The following is a 17,648-nucleotide window of genomic DNA, read 5'->3' as shown; positions in this document are numbered from 1 at the left end:
CTCCCGGGGCCAAGTGGATTAAGCGATGCTTCATCCCATCATCAATGAATCCGCGCTGGTGCTGAATGGTCGCGGGCGGTGATCCTCGACGCATGCGTCCCGTACACATCGCGCTCGCCGTGCTCGTCACCGCCGTCTGGGGGGTCAACTTCGTCGTCATCGACGTCGGCCTCGGCCACTTCCCGCCGCTGCTGTTCTCCGCCCTGCGCTTCCTGGTCGCGGCGCTGCCCGCGGTGTTCTTCGTGGGGCGGCCCAAGGTGGGCTGGAAGCCGATCGTCTCGGTCGGCCTGGTGCTCGGGGTCGCCAAGTTCGGGCTGCTGTTCATCGGGATGAGCCAGGGGATGCCGGCCGGGCTCTCCTCCCTGGTGCTCCAGGTGCAGGCCGTGTTCACGGCCGTCCTCGCCATGGCCGTACTGGGCGAACGGCTGGGCAGGGCACGGCTGTTGGGGATGGCGGTGGCGCTCGCGGGGATCGTCGTCGCCGGGATCGACGAGGGGGCGGGCGGGCCGCTGCTCGGCTTCTCGCTGACCGTGGGCGCGGCCGCCTGCTGGGGCGTGTCCAACATCCTGACCCGCCGGGCCGCCCCGCCCGACGCGCTCAACTTCATGGTGTGGGTGTCCGTCGTCCCCGTACTCCCGCTGCTCGCGCTCTCCCTCCTCTTCGAGGGGCCGGGGCGCGACGCGGAGGCGCTGTCCGGGTTCGACTGGAGCGGGGCGGGGGCGCTGGTCTACGTCGCGTGGATCAGCACCGTGTTCGGCTTCGGTGCCTGGGGGCAGCTGCTGCGCCGCTACCCGGCGTCGTCCGTCGCGCCGTTCAGCCTGCTCGTCCCGGTGTTCGGGATGTCGTCGGCCGCGCTGCTCCTGGGGGAGTCGGTGACGCCGCTGCGGTGGTGCGCGGCGGCGCTCCTGGTGGGCGGGGTCGCCCTCACCTCCCTGAGGCCAGCCGCTCCAAGTACTCCCGCCCTGCGACAAGAAGCCCCGGAAGCGGGGCGGCCTGCGGATACCAGCGCTTCTCGTACTCCCAGCACACCCAGCCGTCCGGCGGCAGCAGGGACAGGCACGCACTGAGCGGCAGGACGCCCGCGCCGAGGGGGAGCGGGGTGGTGTCCTCGGCCGACGCGATGTCCTTGACCTGTACGTAGCCGAGGTGCGGGGCGAGTGCGGCGAAGGACTCTTGGGGCGTCTCGCCGCCGAGCCAGGTGTGCATGACGTCCCAGAGCGCGCCGATGCCGTGCGCGCCGACCCGGTCGAGGAGGGCCGCGGCGGCCGCGCCGGTGCGGTGCGAGTCGTGGGTCTCCAGGAGGATGCGTACGCCGGTGTCCGCCGCCAACTCGGCGGCCTCGGTGAGGTGTTGAACGGCCGTGTCGTCGGCGGCCGGGGTGCCGTCCCCGCCCGGGAAGACCCTCACGAACCGGGCGCCCAGGTCGTGGGCGAGCCGCACGAGCTCGGCCAGCTCGTCGGACTGGGCGGGCTGGGCGACCCGGGCGTACCCGGCGACGGTGAGGATCTCGATGCCTGCGGCCTCCAACTCCCTTACTGTCGCGGCCCGTTCGCGCTGTCCGATCCCGGGGTGGACGGGCTCCTCGGGGTGGGCTCGCAGCTCCACGCCGTGGTAGCCGGTGGCGGCGGCGAGACGGGCGACGTCGGCGATGGGCATGCGGGGGAGGCCGAGGGTGGAGAGAGCGAGCTTCACGGTGTTCCTTTCGGGGGGCGGTGTGCCTTCTTCCCCACCCCGCCCCCGGAGGGTTTCGGGAAGGGGCGGGGTGGGGCTAAATCCCCAGGGTCGCGAAACGGCGCGCTGTGTCCGCCAGCAGCTTCACCCCGTCCCCCGCCCACAACCCCTCGTTGAACAGCTCGACCTCGATCGGGCCGGAATACCCGGCCGCCTCGACCAGCGCGCACCACGCCCCCAGGTCAACCGACCCGTCCCCCAACTGACCCCGCCCATTCAGCACCCCCGCCGGCAACGGCGTAACCCAGTCCGCCAGCTGGAAGGAGTGGATGCGGCCACCCGCCCCCGCGCGAGCCACGGCCGCCGGCGCCATGTCGTCCCACCACACGTGGTACGTGTCCACCACCACCCCCACCTGTGCAGCAGGAAACCGCTCGGCCAGCGACAGGGCCTGGCTCAGTGTGGACACCACACACCGATCCGCCGCGAACATGGGATGCAGCGGCTCGATCGCCAGCCGCACGCCCCGCGCGGCGGCATACGGGCCCAGCTCGGACAGCGCGTCCGCGATCCGCTCCCGCGCGCCCGCGAGGTCCCTCGAACCGGCCGGCAGCCCGCCCGAGACCAGGATCAGCGTGTCCGTGCCCAGCGTCGCCGCCTCGTCGACCGCCGCCCGGTTGTCGGCGAGCGCGGCGGCCCGCCCGGCGGGGTCGACGGCGGTGAGGAAGCCGCCGCGACACAGGGTGGTGACGTCAAGTCCCGCCGCCCGTACCAACTGTGCCGCCGCCTCCAGCCCGTACTTGGCCACCGGCTCCCGCCACAGCCCGACCCCCCGCACCCCGAGGCGTACGCACGCGTCCACCAGCTCCGGCAGGGAGAGCTGCTTGACGGTCATCTGGTTGATGCTGAAACGGGCGAGGCCGAGTTCGCGGGGCGTCACTGTGCTACTCCGTGGACGGTCAGGAGGGACCTCGTGCGGGACTCGGCCAGCGCCGGGTCCGGGAACAGGCCGAGGCCGTCGGCCAGCTCGTACGCCCGCGCGAGGTGCGGCAGCGAGCGGGCCGACTGGAGGCCGCCGATCATGGTGAAGTGCGCCTGGTGTCCCGCCAGCCATGCCAGGAACACAACTCCCGTTTTGTAGAAGCGTGTTGGTGGCTGGAAGAGGTGCCGCGACAGTTCGACGGTTGGGTCGAGGAGGCCCCGGAAGCCGTCCGTGTCGGACCTGTCCAGATTCCGTACCGCCTCCGCCGCCAGTGGGCCCAGCGGGTCGAAGATGCCCAACAGGGCGTGGCTGAAGCCCTGTTCGTCGCCCGCGATGAGGGTGGGGTAGTTGAGGTCGTCGCCCGTGTAGCACTTCACGCCGTCCGGGAGGCGGCGCCTGAGCTCCACCTCGCGGCGGGCGTCGAGCAGGGACACTTTGATGCCGTCGACCTTGTGGGGGTGCGCGGCGATGACGTCCAGGAAGGTCTCCGTCGCCGTGTCGAGGTCGGCCGAGCCCCAGTAGCCGTCGAGCGCCGGGTCGAACATCGGGCCCAGCCAGTGCAGGATCACCGGCCCGGAGGCCTGGCGGAGCAGGGTGTCGTAGACCGCGAGGTAGTCCTCGGGGCCGCGGGCCGCCGCCGCGAGGGCGCGCGACGCCATCAGGACCGCCTGCGCGCCGACACCCTCGACCAGCGCGAGCTGCTCCTCGTACGCGGCCGTCACCTCGCTGAGTCCAGCGTCCGCCATCAGCTGATCCGTGCCTGCCCCGCACGCGATCCGGCCGCCAACCGCCTTGGCCTCGGCGGCACTTCGGGCGATCAGTTCGGCCGCGGTCGCCCAGTCCAGGCCCATGCCGCGCTGGGCGGTGTCCATCGCCTCCGCGACCCCGAGCCCGTGCGACCACAGGTGGCGGCGGAAGGCGAGCGTCGCCTCCCAGTCGACGGCGGCGGGGGAGTCCGGCGACACGTCCGCGTACGGGTCGGCGACCACGTGCGCCGCCGAGAGGACCGTACGGGAGGTCGGGGGAGCGCCCGGCGCGACAGAAAGCGGTGTCATCCGCGGCCGGTACGCCGTCGTGGTGCCGTCGGGGTTCGGCAGCAGCAGGGTCACAGTGATACCTCCGGTACGTCGAGCCGGCGGCCCTCGGCGGCGGAGCGCAGCCCGAGCTCGGCGAGCTGGACGCCGCGCGCCCCCGCGAGCAGGTCCCAGCGGTAGGGCTCGTCCAGCGCCACGTGCCGCAGGAACAGCTCCCACTGCGCCTTGAACCCGTTGTCGAACGTGTCGTTGTCGGGCACCTCCTGCCACTGCTCGCGGAAGGGTTCGGTGGCCGGGAGGTCCGGGTTCCAGACCGGCTTCGGTGTTGAACCGCGGTGCTGCACACGGCAGTTGCGCAGTCCCGCGACCGCCGATCCCTCCGTCCCGTCCACCTGGAACTCGACGAGTTCCTCGCGGTTGACGCGCACCGCCCACGAGGAGTTGATCTGCGCGACCGCGCCGCCCTCCAGCTGGAAGATCCCGTACGCGGCGTCGTCCGCGGTCGCCTCGTACGGCTTGCCGCGCTCGTCCCAGCGCCGCGGGATGTGGGTGGCGGTGTGCGCGGTCACGGAGGTGACCCGGCCGAACAGCTCGTGCAGGACGTACTCCCAGTGCGGGAACATGTCCACGACGATGCCGCCGCCGTCCTCGGCGCGGTAGTTCCACGACGGGCGCTGCGCGGACTGCCAGTCACCCTCGAAGACCCAGTAGCCGAACTCGCCCCGCACGGACAGGACGCGGCCGAAGAAGCCGCCGTCGATCAGGCGCTTCAGCTTCAGCAGGCCCGGCAGGAAGAGCTTGTCCTGGACGACGCCGTGCTTGATGCCGGCGGCGCGGGCGAGCCGGGCCAGTTCCAGGGCGCCGGACAGGCCGGTGGCCGTGGGCTTCTCGGTGTAGACGTGCTTTCCGGCCGCGATGGCCCTGGTGAGCGCGTCCTCGCGGGCGGAGGTTACCTGGGCGTCGAAGTAGATGTCGACGGCGGGGTCGGCCAGGACCGCGTCGAGGTCGGTGCTCCACTCGGTCAGGCCGTGCCGCTCGGCCATCGCCCGCAGGGCGTGCTCGCGCCGACCGACCAGGACCGGCTCCGGCCACAGCGCGGTGCCGTCCCCGAGGTCGAGGCCGCCCTGCTCGCGGATGGCGAGGAGGGAGCGTACGAGGTGCTGGCGGTGACCCATGCGTCCGGTGACGCCGTTCATGGCGATCCGCACGGTCCTGAGTGCCGTCATGTGATCCCTCCGGGGCTGCGCTGATGCGGGTGGCATGATGGGGAGAAATAGACAGCAAGCGCTTTCTACAGGGCAGGACGCTAGCCTGCGCACAGCGCCTCGGACAAGAGGCTGAAAGCGGGAACGGCCCGAGCGGCTCGGAGGCAGAGATGACAGCGACCCTGGCGGATGTGGCGGCCCGCGCCCGGGTGTCCCCGGCGACCGTCTCGCGGGTCCTCAACGGCAACTATCCGGTCGCCGCGGCCACCCGCGAGCGCGTCCTGCGGGCGGTGGACGAGCTGGACTACGTCCTGAACGGGCCCGCGAGTTCGCTCGCCGCGGCCACCTCCGACCTGGTCGGCATACTCGTCAACGACATCGCCGATCCGTTCTTCGGCATCATGGCGGGCGCGGCCCAGTCCGCGATCGGCGAGGGGCGGGGCGCCCGCGAGAAGCTCTCCGTCATCTGCAACACCGGGGGCTCACCGGAACGCGAACTCACCTATCTGACCCTGCTCCAGCGCCAGCGCGCGGCCGCCGTCATCCTGACCGGCGGCGCCCTGGAGGACCCGGAGCAGGCGGCGGCCGTCGGTGCGAAGCTCGCGCGGCTCGCCGACGCGGGCACCCGGATCGTGCTGTGCGGGCGGCCGCCGCTGCCCGGCGACAGCGTCACCGCGACCCTCGCCTTCGACAACCGGGGCGGGAGCAGGCGCCTGGCGCAGCACCTCATCGGCCTCGGCCACCGGCGGATCGGTTACGTGGCCGGGCCCCCCGAGCGCACCACGACCCGGCACCGCCTGGAGGGGCACCGCTCCGCCCTGGAGGCCGCCGGGCTCCGCCTCGACCACCTCACGGTGCACAGCTCGTACGACCGCCGCTCCGGCTACGACGCGGCCCTTGAACTCCTGCGCAGGGACCCGGAGTTGACGGCCGTGGTGGCCGCCAACGACACGGTCGCGCTCGGCGCCTGCGCGGCGCTGCGGGACCGGGGTCTTGGCATCCCCGAGGACGTCTCGGTGGCCGGTTTCGTGGACCTGCCCTTCAGCGCGGACGCGGTGCCCGCGCTCACCACCGTACGGCTGCCGCTGTACGAGGCGGGCGCGCGGGCCGGCCGCCTCGCCCTCGGCCTGGAAGCGGCCCCGCCGGGCGGAATCGCCACGGTGCACGGGGAGTTGATGGTCCGGGGGTCCACGGGGGCGCCTCGGGGGTGAGGGGGCGTGGCCGGCCGGGGCGCTTTCAACTTGCCCTGCCGCGCGGGGTGTTGGTGAGGCCGAGTCGGGAGGATGTGGCTCAGGAGCAGGCGACGAGGTCGCAGTCGAACTTCACTGCCAGCACGGAAGGGCTTCCGTCCGGTTTACCCCACGTCGTGCCCCTTCCCGTTCCGGGATCGGCCGCCACGGCGGCGATTTCCTTCGTGGCGCACTTGACGTCCTGGAAGAGGTGGGCCTTCTGGTTGGTCGCGTTGGTGACCCTGACGACCGGATAGGGCAATTTGATGCACCTGCCCGAGGGCGGGTTGATCATCTCTCCCGTGTGGCTGTCCGAGTCCTCGAAAATGAAGCGGCCGTTCGCCGCGTATGCCGGGGCTGTGCCCACCGTGGTGGTGAGCAACGCCGCTACGGGCAGTGCGAGCAGGATGCTCAGGCGGTGCTTCACTCGGTGCTCCCTCCTCGCCGTGCTCATGTGTGGGTGACCTCGATCTGGGTGTGGCAGCTCGGGCTGGGGCTGATGTCCCGGGTGTGGAGGACCTCGCGGGTGCCGATGTAGGCGCTCGCCGCGAACTGCCGGACGCTGGGGCAGGGGCCGAGGTCGAAGCTCGCGGTGGCTCCTGACACCACGTGGTGCTGGGTCTGCAGCCGGATGACCGGGTCGCCGAAGTGCGCGACGGCGAGGTCGACTTCGTCCAGACCGAAGCCGGAGTGGTTGACGACATCGACCCGGTAGTTCGATGCGGCTGCCTGGCGGACGGCCGATGCCGGTGAGGCGGATGCGACCGCCGCGGCGAGTGCCAGTGAGGCGGCGCAGAGCGCCTTGACCGCGCGCCTCATCGGGCTTTCCTGTGCGTTTCGAGTGCTGCCGTGCTCCGGATGGTGACGATGTCGTCGCAGCCGACGGGATCGGCGTCGACGTCGCCGGTGGTGAACTTGCGCTCGCCGCCCACGAGGCCGCTGACCGCGTACTGCTTGACGTCGGAGCACGGTCCGAGATCGAAGATGATCACGCTGGAGGCAGGCACGTTGAACTGGTGGAGGATCTGGGTGACGGGCGTGCTGTTGCGAGTGAAGGCCAGAGCGATCTCGTCGAAAGCCTGGTTGGAGAAGTTGTCCACCTCGACCTGGTAGTTCTTCTCCTGGCGCATCATCGCGCGCGGAGCCGATGCCGATGGCGTCCTCGTCTCAGCCGCATGCCCGGTGGCCGGAGTCGCGGCCAGCGCCGCGAGGCAGGCCGCTGTCACCGCCACGGCGCGGTTGAAGAACGAAACTCGCATGTCTTCCCCCCTGGAAGAGCCAGCGGAGGCCAGCCCACCCGGCCCCTACGCTGAGTAACCAAAATATCGCTCGCCGTGTCGGTCCGGACAGCGCCCGATCGGGTGAATAGTCCGACTGCTCATGCCCGTCGGACGGGAACGGGCGGGCGCGTGGGAGGCTTTTTACTTCTTCCCGCCGCCCAGGATCTGACCCAGGAGGTCGCCCAGGCCGGTGTCTGCGGTGGGGGACGCGCCCGGGGCGGCTGATGATGCCGGGGCACCCGCCCTGCCCGCTTTCGCCCGCTTGGTCAGGACCGCCAGGGCGACCGGCAGCAGTACCTCCAGGGCGCGGGCGACCGTGGCCGGGGGGAGGCCCGTTTTCTTGGCCACCGCGTTGGCGACCGGCCGGGTCACCTTGGCGAGCACCCCGGCCGCCAGGCCGCCGCCCAGGATTCCGCCGAGCCCGCCGCCCAGCGTGGCCACCCCCTGCAAGGGCGCCTCCTCCGGAGCGGCCTCCGTCACGGCCGCGCGGACCTCCTCCGCCGTCTCCGGAGGCAGCCCGCCCGCGAGCGCCGACACCGTCGTGCCGACCACGTCCCGCGCGCCCGCCGCGTCCGTACCGATCAGTCCGGCGATCTGCTGAAGTCCGTCGTCCCCCAGCTCGTTCAGAACGTCCTGCTGGAAGGAATCGCCCCTGGCGCCGTCGACATCGTCACTCATGGGGGAAACGCTACGTTCGACCCGATTCGTCGGCACCTCGGGATTCCGGAAAAATAACTGCCCGCAGTCGTGCAACCCTTCCGGGGTGACGGTGGTCTAGGTGTCGTCAGTGCTTCAGGGGAGGGATCCGGGGGGATCGGGGAGCGCTGACGGGGAGGGAAATCAGCGGGGCCCGGTCGACGGACCGGGTCCCGCTTGAGTTCATTCCCGACTGCCCTTGTCCGCCTCCGCGTTGTCAGACCGGGGCGGTAGCGTCGGGGCATGTCCAATCTGGCGGGTGCGGCGGTTCTGGAGGGGGTCCTTGAGCGGATCACGTACGCCAATGAGGAGAGCGGCTACACCGTCGCGCGCGTCGATACCGGCCGGGGCAGCGGCGACCTCCTGACGGTCGTCGGCTCGCTGCTCGGCGCGCAGCCGGGCGAGTCGCTGCGGATGGAGGGCCGCTGGGGGTCCCATCCCCAGTACGGCAAGCAGTTCACCGTGGAGAACTACACGACCGTCCTGCCCGCCACCATCCAGGGCATCCGCCGCTACCTCGGCTCCGGCCTGATCAAGGGCATCGGCCCGCGCATCGCCGACCGCATCACCGAGCACTTCGGCGTGGACACCCTCGACATCATCGAGAAGGAGCCGAAGCGGCTGGTCGAGGTGCCGGGGCTCGGTCCCAAGCGTACGAAGCTGATCGGCGCCGCCTGGGAGGAGCAGAAGGCCATCAAGGAGGTGATGGTCTTCCTGCAGGGTGTCGGTGTCTCCACGTCCATCGCCGTGCGCATTTACAAGAAGTACGGGGACGCGTCGATCTCGGTGGTGAAGAACCAGCCCTACCGGCTCGCCGCCGACGTCTGGGGCATCGGGTTCCTCACCGCCGACCGCATCGCCCAGGCCGTCGGCATCCCGCACGACAGCCCGGAGCGGGTCAAGGCGGGCCTGCAGTACGCCCTGTCCCAGTCCACCGACCAGGGCCACTGCTTCCTGCCCGAGGAGCGCCTGATCTCCGATTCGGTGAAGCTGCTCCAGGTCGACACCGGCCTGGTCATCGAGTGCCTGGCCGCGCTGATCGCCGAGGAGGGCGCCGTACGGGAACGGGTGCCGGGACCCGAGGGCGGCGAGGCCGTCAACGCCGTCTACCTCGTGCCGTTCCACCGTGCCGAGCTGTCGCTCGCCGGCCAGGTCGGGCGGCTGCTGCGGACCGGCGAGGACCGGATGCCTGGGTTCGGCGACGTCGACTGGGACAAGGCGCTCGGCTGGCTCGCCGGGCGGACCGGCGCCGAGCTCGCCCCCGAGCAGCAGGAGGCCGTCAAGCTCGCCCTCACCAGCAAGGTCGCCGTGCTCACCGGCGGCCCCGGCTGCGGCAAGTCCTTCACCGTCCGCTCGATCGTGGAGCTGGCCCGCGCCAAGAAGGCCAAGGTGGTGCTCGCCGCGCCGACCGGCCGGGCCGCCAAACGCCTGGCCGAGCTGACCGGCGCCGAGGCCTCCACCGTGCACCGCCTGCTCGAACTGAAACCGGGCGGCGACGCGGCGTACGACAAGGACCGGCCGCTGGACGCCGATCTGGTCGTCGTGGACGAGGCGTCCATGCTCGATCTGCTGCTCGCCAACAAGCTCGTCAAGGCCGTCGCGCCCGGCGCGCACCTCCTGATGGTGGGCGACGTCGACCAGTTGCCGTCGGTCGGCGCGGGGGAGGTGCTGCGCGATCTGCTCGCCGAGGGCGGGCCGGTGCCGAACGTGCGGCTGACCCGGATCTTCCGGCAGGCCCAGCAGTCCGGGGTGGTCACCAACGCCCACCGCATCAACTCCGGTTCCCAGCCGGTCACTTCGGGCCTCGACGACTTCTTCCTCTTCGTGGAGGAGGAGACGGAGGACGCGGGGCGGCTCACCGTGGACGTGGCCGCCCGCCGCATTCCGGCCAGGTTCGGGCTCGACCCGCGCCGCGACATCCAGGTGCTCGCCCCGATGCACCGGGGCCCGGCCGGCGCCGGCACCCTCAACGGCCTTCTCCAGCAGGCGATTACGCCCGCGCGGCCCGATCTGCCGGAGAAGCGGTTCGGCGGCCGGGTGTTCCGCGTCGGAGACAAGGTCACCCAGATTCGCAACAATTACGAGAAGGGCAAGAACGGCGTCTTCAACGGCACCGTCGGCGTGGTCACCTCACTCAGCCTGGACGACCAGCGGCTGACGGTGCTGACCGACGAGGACGAGGAGGTGCCGTACGACTTCGACGAGCTGGACGAGCTGGCGCACGCCTACGCGGTGACGATCCACCGCTCGCAGGGCAGCGAGTACCCGGCGGTGGTCATCCCCGTCACCACCGGCGCCTGGATGATGCTCCAGCGGAATCTGCTCTACACGGCGGTCACCCGAGCCAAGAAGCTCGTCGTCCTGGTGGGGTCCCGCAAGGCGATCGGCCAGGCAGTGCGTACCGTTTCCGCAGGCAGACGCTTTACCGCACTCGCTCACCGGCTGGCAGGGGGCACTTTGGTGTGAAAGATCACCCAGGACTTTCGGAAGTGGGGCGAACGGGGCAGGATGAGCAGGTTGAGCGGCACTGAGTGCCGTGAATAAGCCCAATGGGCGACCCCGAGTGCACTCTGCTGAGCCAAATGGGGGATGGTAGAGACAGTCAGGGCACCTCGAAGAAGAGGCACTACGTCGGTGAGGGATGACGTGAGCGAGAACGCGAACAACGCTGTAGTACTGCGGTTCGGCGATGGCGAGTACACCTACCCGGTGATCGACAGCACCGTCGGCGACAAGGGCTTCGACATCGGCAAGCTCCGAGCCCAGACCGGACTGGTCACCCTCGACAGCGGATACGGCAACACCGCCGCCTATAAATCCGCCATTACCTACCTCGACGGTGAGCAGGGCATCCTGCGTTACCGCGGGTACCCGATCGAGCAGCTCGCGGAGCGCTCCACCTTCGTGGAGGTCGCGTACCTGCTGATCAACGGCGAGCTGCCGACCGTCGACCAGCTCTCCAGCTTCAAGAGCGAGATCACCCAGCACACGCTGCTGCACGAGGACGTCAAGCGGTTCTTCGACGGCTTCCCGCGGGACGCCCACCCGATGGCGATGCTGTCCTCGGTGGTCTCCGCGCTGTCCACCTTCTACCAGGACAGCCACAACCCGTTCGACGAGAAGCAGCGCAACCTCTCCACGATCCGGCTGCTGGCCAAGCTGCCGACGATCGCGGCGTACGCGTACAAGAAGTCGATCGGCCACCCCTTCGTCTACCCGCGCAACGACCTCGGCTACGTCGAGAACTTCCTGCGCATGACGTTCTCCGTGCCGGCCCAGGAGTACGAGCTGGACCCGGTCGTCGTCTCGGCGCTGGACAAGCTGCTCATCCTGCACGCGGACCACGAGCAGAACTGCTCGACCTCCACGGTCCGCCTGGTCGGCTCGTCGCAGGCGAACATGTTCGCCTCCATCTCCGCCGGTATCAGCGCACTGTGGGGCCCGCTGCACGGCGGCGCCAACCAGTCCGTCCTGGAGATGCTGGAAGGCATCCAGGCCAACGGCGGCGACGTGGACTCCTTCATCCGCAAGGTGAAGAACAAGGAGGACGGCGTCCGCCTGATGGGCTTCGGCCACCGGGTGTACAAGTCCTTCGACCCGCGCGCGAAGATCATCAAGGCCGCGGCGCACGATGTCCTCTCGGCGCTCGGCAAGTCCGACGAGCTGCTCGACATCGCGCTGAAGCTCGAAGAGCACGCGCTGAGCGACGAGTACTTCGTCTCGCGCAACCTCTACCCGAACGTGGACTTCTACACGGGTCTGATCTACCGCGCGATGGGCTTCCCGACCGAGATGTTCACGGTCCTGTTCGCGCTCGGCCGCCTCCCGGGCTGGATCGCCCAGTGGCACGAGATGATCAAGGAGCCGGGCTCCCGCATCGGCCGCCCGCGTCAGATCTACACGGGCGAAGTGCTGCGCGACTTCGTGCCGGTCGAGGGCCGCTGAACTTCCGTGTGCTGCCCGGCAGTTCGCGGGCAGTAGTGCGGAGTCGAAGGCTCCGGAAGCGGAAAGCGCCCCGCTGCCGATCCCCCCACGGGTCGGCAGTCGGGGCGCTTCCCTGTTTCCCGGTGCGGATTCCCCCCACGGGATCCGAGCCGGGGGTCTAGGCGGTCTGCCGGGGTACGTACCAGTCGGGTGGGCCGCTCAAAGCTCCCCGATGTACGTGCCCCGGCCAACGCGCTGCCTGGAACGTCCCCCAAGACATTCCATGGACGTCCCCCAAGACATCCGCGGCATCGCCCACTTAGACTCCCGACCCCTCCCGATGGTTACCTCAAAACCTCTGTGATCTAGATCTCTTTGTGGAGGTCAGGTGAAGGAACGCAACCGTAGGCTGTTGGTTACCACGAACACCGATGAGAACGCCATAGCCGCGCCCGCGATCATCGGATTCAGCAGCCCTGCCGCGGCCAGCGGCACCGCGGCCACGTTGTAGCCGAATGCCCAGAAAAGGTTGCCTTTGATGGTGGCCAGGGTCCGCCGGGACAGCCGGATCGCGTCCGCCGCGACCCGCAGATCACCCCGTACGAGGGTGAGGTCGCCCGCCTCGATCGCGGCGTCCGTGCCCGTGCCCATGGCCAGGCCCAGATCGGCGGTGGCGAGGGCGGCCGCGTCGTTGACGCCGTCCCCCACCATGGCGACCGTACGGCCCTGCTCCTGAAGGCGTTTGACCACGGCGGCCTTGTCCTCGGGGAGGACCTCCGCGTACACATCGGCCGCCGCGATGCCGACCTCCGCGGCCACCGATTCGGCCACCGCCCGGTGGTCGCCGGTGAGCAGGACCGGGGTGAGGCCAAGCGCCCGCAGCCGGGCGACGGCCTCCGCGCTGGTCGCCTTCACGGTGTCCGACACGGCAAGGACGCCCCGGGCCACCCCGTCCCACCCGACGACGACGGCCGTACGGCCCTGGGCCTCGGCGGCGCTCTTGGCCGCGGCGAGCTCGGGCGGCAGCTCCAGGGCGCCGTCCCGGCCCACGTACACCCGGTGGCCCTCCACGGTGCCTTCGACGCCCCGGCCGGGCAGCGAGCGGAAGCCCTCGGCGACGGGCAGGACCCCGGCCCGGTCCTCGGCGCCGGCGGCGATCGCGCGGGCGATGGGATGCTCGGAGGAGTGCTCCAACGCACCGGCCAGGCGCAGGAGTTGCTTCTCGTCGGTGCCCTCGGCCGGGTGGACCTCGTACAGGCTCATCCGTCCCGTGGTGACCGTCCCCGTCTTGTCGAGGACGACGGTGTCGACGCGGCGGGTGGACTCCAGCACCTCCGGGCCCTTGATCAGGATGCCGAGCTGGGCGCCGCGTCCGGTGCCGACCATGAGGGCGGTGGGGGTGGCCAGGCCCAGCGCGCACGGGCAGGCGATGATCAGGACGGCGACGGCCGCGGTGAAGGCGGCGGCGGTGTCGCCGGTGGTCAGGAGCCAGACCGCCAGGGTGGCCAGCGCGATCAGGAGCACCACCGGCACGAACACGGCCGCGATGCGGTCCGCGAGGCGCTGGACCTCGGCCTTGCCGTTCTGGGCGTCCTCCACCATGCGGGCCATGCGGGCGAGTTGGGTGTCCGCGCCGACGCGGGTCGCCGCCACCACCAGGCGGCCGCAGGCGTTCACGGTCGCGCCGGTGACCGGGTCGCCCACGGTCACATCGACGGGGACGGACTCACCGGTCAGCATCGACGCGTCGACGGCCGAGGTGCCTGCCACGACGATGCCGTCCGTGGCCACCTTCTCGCCGGGCCGCACGACGAAGCGGTCGCCGGTACGCAACTCGCTTACCGGGACGCGTACTTCAGCCCCGTCGCGCTGGACGGCGACGTCCTTGGCGCCCAGTTCCATCAGCGCGCGCAGGGCGGCGCCGGACTTCCGCTTGGCGCGGGCCTCCAGATGGCGGCCGAGCAGGATGAACGTGACGACGCCCGCGGCGACTTCGAGGTAGATGGTGCCGCTGCCGTCGGTGCGGCTCGCCGTGAGCTCGAAGCCGTGCCGCATGCCGGACAGCCCTGCGGTCCCGAAGAACAGGGCCCACAGGGACCAGCCGAACGCGGCGAGGGTGCCGGTGGAGACGAGGGTGTCCATCGTGGCGGCGCCGTGCCGGAGGTTGGTCCACGCCGCCCGGTGGAAGGGGAGGCCGCCCCAGACGACCACGGGGGCGGCCAGGGTGAGGGAGAGCCACTGCCAGTTGTCGAACTGGAGCGACGGGATCATGGCGAGGGCGACGACGGGGGTGGCCAGGGTGGCCGAGGTGAGGAGGCGCTGCCTCAGCGGGGCCGGCTCGCGCTCTGGCGCCCGCCGGATGCGGGCGCCTGCGGCGGGCCCATTCCCCACCCCGCCCCTTCCCGAACCGGGGCTCCGCCCCAGACCCCGCTCCTCAAACGCCAGAGGGGCTGGATTTTTGCCGGCCAGCACTGATTCCTGGTCGACCGGCATTGGCTCCGCCGTGTACCCCGTCCGCACCACCGTCGCGAGGAGGTCCGCCAGCTCCACGCCCTGCGCATAGGAGACCAGTGCCCGCTCCGTCGCGTAGTTGACCGTCGCGTTCACCCCCGGCATCCGGTTCAGCTTCTTTTCGATGCGGGCCGCGCAGGACGCGCAGGTCATCCCGCCGATGGCGAGTTCGATCCGCTGAGCGGGGCCGGGGGTTTCCATGGTGGGCGCCGGGTGGGGGGTCAGGCCAGGCCGGCCAGTTCGTAGCCCGCCTCGTCGACAGCGGCGCGTACCGCCTCCTCGTCGAGCGGGGCGGCCGAGATCACGGTGACCTCGCCGGTGGCGGCGACGGCCTTCACCGAGCTGACGCCCTCGATCCCGGAGATCTCCGCGGACACCGCCCCCTCGCAGTGGCCGCAGGTCATACCGGAGACCTTGTAGACGGTGGTGATGTCGGTGGCGGCGGTCATGGCGTTCTCCTCTTCACGGGCTTACGGATCCATGGTGCATCAGGGAGCCGGAAGGGAACCGCGCGCCCCGAGGGTCTCCACTGTATACCCCCAGGGGGTACATGGCGACTCCGGCAGGCCGCATGGCTCGCTTCCGCACGCTGATAACGACGGGCCGCCCGCTCAGTCCCCTCGACGGCTGCGGTTGCCCGGACGGCGGGCGACCCACGCGCGGATCGTGTCCGCGAACCAGTAGGGCTTGCCGTTCTCCACGAGGTCCGGCGCGGGCAGCAGCCCGTGCTTGCGGTACGAGCGGACCGTGTCCGGCTGCACCCGGATGTGCGCGGCGATCTCTTTGTACGACCAGAGCCTTCGGTCGGTCATGTGGGGCACCTCCCTGCGTACGCCGCAGCGGCGGCCGGAAGGCCGTCGGGGGAGCTGTGGCGCGAACGCTTGGCGATCACTGAGCCTGTGCCCGCTGAACGACAGGGAGGGAGGCGAGGAGAGCGCCTGTTGACCGCCTGTGACGCAAGACCTGCGTAATGGAGACATGTGTGACGGGAAGGAGATCCTTGTAACGGATGCGGCGAACGGGGTAGTTGGGGCAAATGGGTGAAGCCCTCCCCTTCCCTTCGGGGCCGCCGTCCTCCCTTACGGGTCAGGGGCGAAGCCCCTCGGTCCCGCCGTCTACGCGTACAGCGCGGGCCGCTCCGCCAGCTGTACGCGGACCCGCTCGCCGGTCTCCTGGGCGCGTACCCCCGCCTCGCAGACCACGGCCGCCGCATAGCCGTCCCAGGTGCTCGCCCCCTCGACGCGGCCCTGCCGGGTCGCGTCCACCCACGCCTGCACCTCGCGGTCGTACGCGTCGGCGAACCGGATCGTGAAGTCCTGCGGGATGTCGCGGCCCGTCCGCCCCGCGGTCCGCGTGACGAGCCCGGCGCTCTCGCCGATCGAGGCGGTGCCGCGTTCGCACACCGCCTCGCAGCGGACCTCGTACCCGAAGCCGCAGTTGACGAAGATCTCCACGTCCACCACCGCGCCGCCGGACGTCTCGAACAGGACCAGCTGCGGATCGCCGAGCCCCTGCGGTGCGGACGAGGTGGGGCGCGGGCGCAGTACCTGTACGGCGGTGATCTCCTGGCCGAGCAGCCAGCGGGTGGCGTCCACCTCGTGCACCACCGAGTCGCGGATCAGCATCTCGGTGGTGAAGAAGGAGGGCGATGCCGCGTTGCGGTGCCGGCAGTGCAGCATCAAGGGGCGGCCCAACTCGCCCTGGTTGAGGGTGAGTTGAAGTTGCTGGTACTCGGCGTCGTACCGGCGCATGAAACCGACCTGGACCAGCCTGCGGCCGAGTCGCTGCTCGGCCTCCAGGACGCGCAGGGCGCCGGCCGGGTCGGGGGTGAGCGGCTTCTCGCACAGGACCGGCAGGCCGCGCGCGAAGGCTTCGAGCAGGGCCGCCTCGTGGGCCGGGCCCGAGGAGGCGATCAGGACGGCGCCGACGCCGGGCGCGGCCATCGCGGCCGCCGGGTCGGTGTGCGCGGTGCACCCTTCGATGCCCGCGGCGACGGCCTTGGCGCGTTCCGCGTCCAGGTCGGCGACGGCCGCGACGCGGGCGCCGCCGATGACGGAGTCGATGCGGCGCACATGGTCGGCGCCCATCCTGCCGGTGCCGATGACGGCGATGCCGAGGGTCATGTCAGGCTCCGCAGGATCGCAGGAAGGCGCGGGTGCGCTCGGCGACGGGCAGCGGCCGGTCCGGCTCGCAGGGGTACATGTCCTGCTCGACGATCGCGAACAGGTCGACGTCCAGCGCCTGGGCGGCGGCCAGTACCGGTTCGAGCGCCGGCACCCCCGACGGCGGCTCGCACATCACACCCCGGGCGACCGCGGGCCCGAACGGCAGGTCCTCGGCGCGCACTTGGTCCAGCACCTCGGGATCCACCTGCTTGAGGTGGAGGTAGCCGATCCGCTCCCCGTACGTCTCGATCAGCTTGACGCTGTCGCCGCCGCAGTAGGCGTAGTGCCCGGTGTCCAGGCACAGCGAGACCAGCTCGGGGTCGGTGGCGTCGAGGAAGCGGGCCACGTTCTCCTCGCTGTCGATGTGGGTGTCGGCGTGCGGGTGTACGACGATCCGCAGCCCGTAGCGCTCGCGCACCTCGCGGGCCAGGCGCTCGGTCTGGTCGGCCAGGTCGCGCCACTGCCCGGCGGTCAGGGTGCTGTCCTCCAGGACCGCGCCCGTCTTGTCGTCGCGCCAGAAGGACGGGATGACGACGAGGTGTCCGGCCCCGGTGGCCCGGGTCAGCGTGGCCACGTCGGACACGTGCGCCCAGGTCTTCTCCCAGACCGCCGGGCCGTGGTGCAGCCCCGTGAAGACGGTCCCGGCGGAGACCCGCAGGTCGCGCTTTCCGGTCTCTGCGGCGAGGCGCGCCGGGTCGGTGGGGAGATAGCCGTACGGTCCGAGTTCGATCCACCGGTAGCCCGCGGCCGACACCTCGTCGAGGAAGCGCTGCCAGGGGACTTGGCGCGGGTCGTCGGGGAACCAGACGCCCCAGGAGTCGGGGGCAGAGCCGATCCGGATGCGGGTCTTCGCCGTCGTCATGGGGGCCAGCCTTCCGGGGGCGCTGGAGGAGTGTCAAGGCTACGTCCGAATGTAAGGACAAAAGATTGACAGGGGTGGGAGACGGCGGC

At 70.9% G+C, this 17,648-nt stretch carries 16 protein-coding genes and 1 pseudogene; 4 read left to right on the top strand and 13 right to left on the bottom strand.

Translation table 11 applies throughout. The features are described 5' to 3' along the window. The first annotated feature begins 92 nt into the window (after positions 1-92). Complete coding sequence (locus ACIQ8J_RS04810) at positions 93-1,067, top strand: EamA family transporter (RefSeq protein WP_403264836.1); 975 nt, start codon at positions 93-95, stop codon at positions 1,065-1,067. Here ACIQ8J_RS04810 and ACIQ8J_RS04805 read toward each other — a convergent pair. From ACIQ8J_RS04805 to ACIQ8J_RS04790, 4 genes and pseudogenes are all read right to left on the bottom strand, one after another. Beyond that, a pseudogene (locus ACIQ8J_RS04805) lies at positions 1,006-1,656 on the bottom strand (sugar phosphate isomerase/epimerase family protein); the annotation flags it as partial. The gene ACIQ8J_RS04810 and the pseudogene ACIQ8J_RS04805 overlap by 62 nt on opposite strands. A 112-nt stretch (positions 1,657-1,768) precedes the next feature. After that, positions 1,769-2,566, bottom strand: a complete 798-nt coding sequence (locus tag ACIQ8J_RS04800; protein WP_403265254.1) for a sugar phosphate isomerase/epimerase family protein — start codon at positions 2,564-2,566, stop codon at positions 1,769-1,771. Between the two features lie 41 nt (positions 2,567-2,607). Beyond that, on the bottom strand, positions 2,608-3,762 hold the full coding sequence (locus ACIQ8J_RS04795) for a dihydrodipicolinate synthase family protein (protein WP_403264834.1): 1,155 nt from the start codon (positions 3,760-3,762) through the stop codon (positions 2,608-2,610). Continuing rightward, positions 3,759-4,913: a Gfo/Idh/MocA family protein gene (locus ACIQ8J_RS04790; protein ID WP_403264831.1), complete on the bottom strand. Its 1,155-nt coding sequence runs from the start codon at positions 4,911-4,913 to the stop codon at positions 3,759-3,761. Before ACIQ8J_RS04790 ends, ACIQ8J_RS04795 begins: the two co-directional genes overlap by 4 nt. Before the next feature lie 149 nt (positions 4,914-5,062). On the opposite strand from ACIQ8J_RS04790, the gene ACIQ8J_RS04785 reads away from it, so the two are divergent. Next, the gene (locus ACIQ8J_RS04785) at positions 5,063-6,103 is read left to right on the top strand and encodes a LacI family DNA-binding transcriptional regulator (RefSeq protein WP_403264828.1); all 1,041 of its coding nucleotides are present in this window, start codon (positions 5,063-5,065) and stop codon (positions 6,101-6,103) included. Between the two features lie 79 nt (positions 6,104-6,182). Here the strand turns inward: ACIQ8J_RS04785 and ACIQ8J_RS04780 are convergent, their stop codons facing one another. The 4 genes from ACIQ8J_RS04780 to ACIQ8J_RS04765 form a co-directional block, all read right to left on the bottom strand. Next, complete coding sequence (locus tag ACIQ8J_RS04780) at positions 6,183-6,548, bottom strand: hypothetical protein (RefSeq protein WP_403264825.1); 366 nt, start codon at positions 6,546-6,548, stop codon at positions 6,183-6,185. A 23-nt stretch (positions 6,549-6,571) separates the two neighbouring features. Continuing rightward, complete coding sequence (locus ACIQ8J_RS04775; protein WP_403264823.1) at positions 6,572-6,940, bottom strand: hypothetical protein; 369 nt, start codon at positions 6,938-6,940, stop codon at positions 6,572-6,574. Beyond that, positions 6,937-7,353, bottom strand: a complete 417-nt coding sequence (locus ACIQ8J_RS04770; RefSeq protein WP_403264821.1) for a hypothetical protein — start codon at positions 7,351-7,353, stop codon at positions 6,937-6,939. Before ACIQ8J_RS04770 ends, ACIQ8J_RS04775 begins: the two co-directional genes overlap by 4 nt. 189 nt (positions 7,354-7,542) lie before the next feature. Then, positions 7,543-8,079, bottom strand: a complete 537-nt coding sequence (locus tag ACIQ8J_RS04765; RefSeq protein ID WP_403264818.1) for a DUF937 domain-containing protein — start codon at positions 8,077-8,079, stop codon at positions 7,543-7,545. Positions 8,080-8,340: 261 nt separating this feature from the next. On the opposite strand from ACIQ8J_RS04765, the gene ACIQ8J_RS04760 reads away from it, so the two are divergent. Next, positions 8,341-10,563 carry an ATP-dependent RecD-like DNA helicase gene (locus tag ACIQ8J_RS04760; protein WP_403264815.1) on the top strand — a complete coding sequence of 741 codons (2,223 nt, stop codon included), beginning with the start codon at positions 8,341-8,343 and terminating at the stop codon, positions 10,561-10,563. Positions 10,564-10,743: 180 nt separating this feature from the next. Next, on the top strand, positions 10,744-12,042 hold the full coding sequence (locus ACIQ8J_RS04755) for a citrate synthase (RefSeq protein ID WP_398872044.1): 1,299 nt from the start codon (positions 10,744-10,746) through the stop codon (positions 12,040-12,042). Positions 12,043-12,405: 363 nt separating this feature from the next. Here ACIQ8J_RS04755 and ACIQ8J_RS04750 read toward each other — a convergent pair whose 3' ends face one another. From ACIQ8J_RS04750 to ACIQ8J_RS04730, 5 genes are all read right to left on the bottom strand, one after another. After that, a complete protein-coding gene (locus tag ACIQ8J_RS04750) occupies positions 12,406-14,733 on the bottom strand; it encodes a heavy metal translocating P-type ATPase (RefSeq protein ID WP_403264813.1) in 2,328 nt (775 codons plus the stop codon). A gap of 20 nt (positions 14,734-14,753) precedes the next feature. After that, a complete protein-coding gene (locus ACIQ8J_RS04745) occupies positions 14,754-14,981 on the bottom strand; it encodes a heavy-metal-associated domain-containing protein (RefSeq protein WP_403264810.1) in 228 nt (75 codons plus the stop codon). 162 nt (positions 14,982-15,143) lie between these two features. Then, entirely contained in the window at positions 15,144-15,344 is a 201-nt protein-coding gene (locus ACIQ8J_RS04740) for a helix-turn-helix transcriptional regulator (RefSeq protein ID WP_403264807.1), read from the bottom strand. A gap of 303 nt (positions 15,345-15,647) precedes the next feature. Continuing rightward, positions 15,648-16,655 (bottom strand): Gfo/Idh/MocA family protein, encoded by a 1,008-nt coding sequence (locus tag ACIQ8J_RS04735; RefSeq protein WP_403264804.1) that lies wholly within the window; start codon positions 16,653-16,655, stop codon positions 15,648-15,650. A 1-nt stretch (position 16,656) separates the two neighbouring features. Next, positions 16,657-17,559 (bottom strand): sugar phosphate isomerase/epimerase family protein, encoded by a 903-nt coding sequence (locus ACIQ8J_RS04730; protein WP_403264801.1) that lies wholly within the window; start codon positions 17,557-17,559, stop codon positions 16,657-16,659. Between the last annotated feature and the right edge of the window lie 89 nt (positions 17,560-17,648).

The sequence above is a fragment of the Streptomyces sp. NPDC094147 genome (assembly GCF_044764265.1).
Taxonomy (GTDB): domain Bacteria; phylum Actinomycetota; class Actinomycetes; order Streptomycetales; family Streptomycetaceae; genus Streptomyces.
This window is presented reverse-complemented; position numbering and strand designations above follow the sequence as displayed.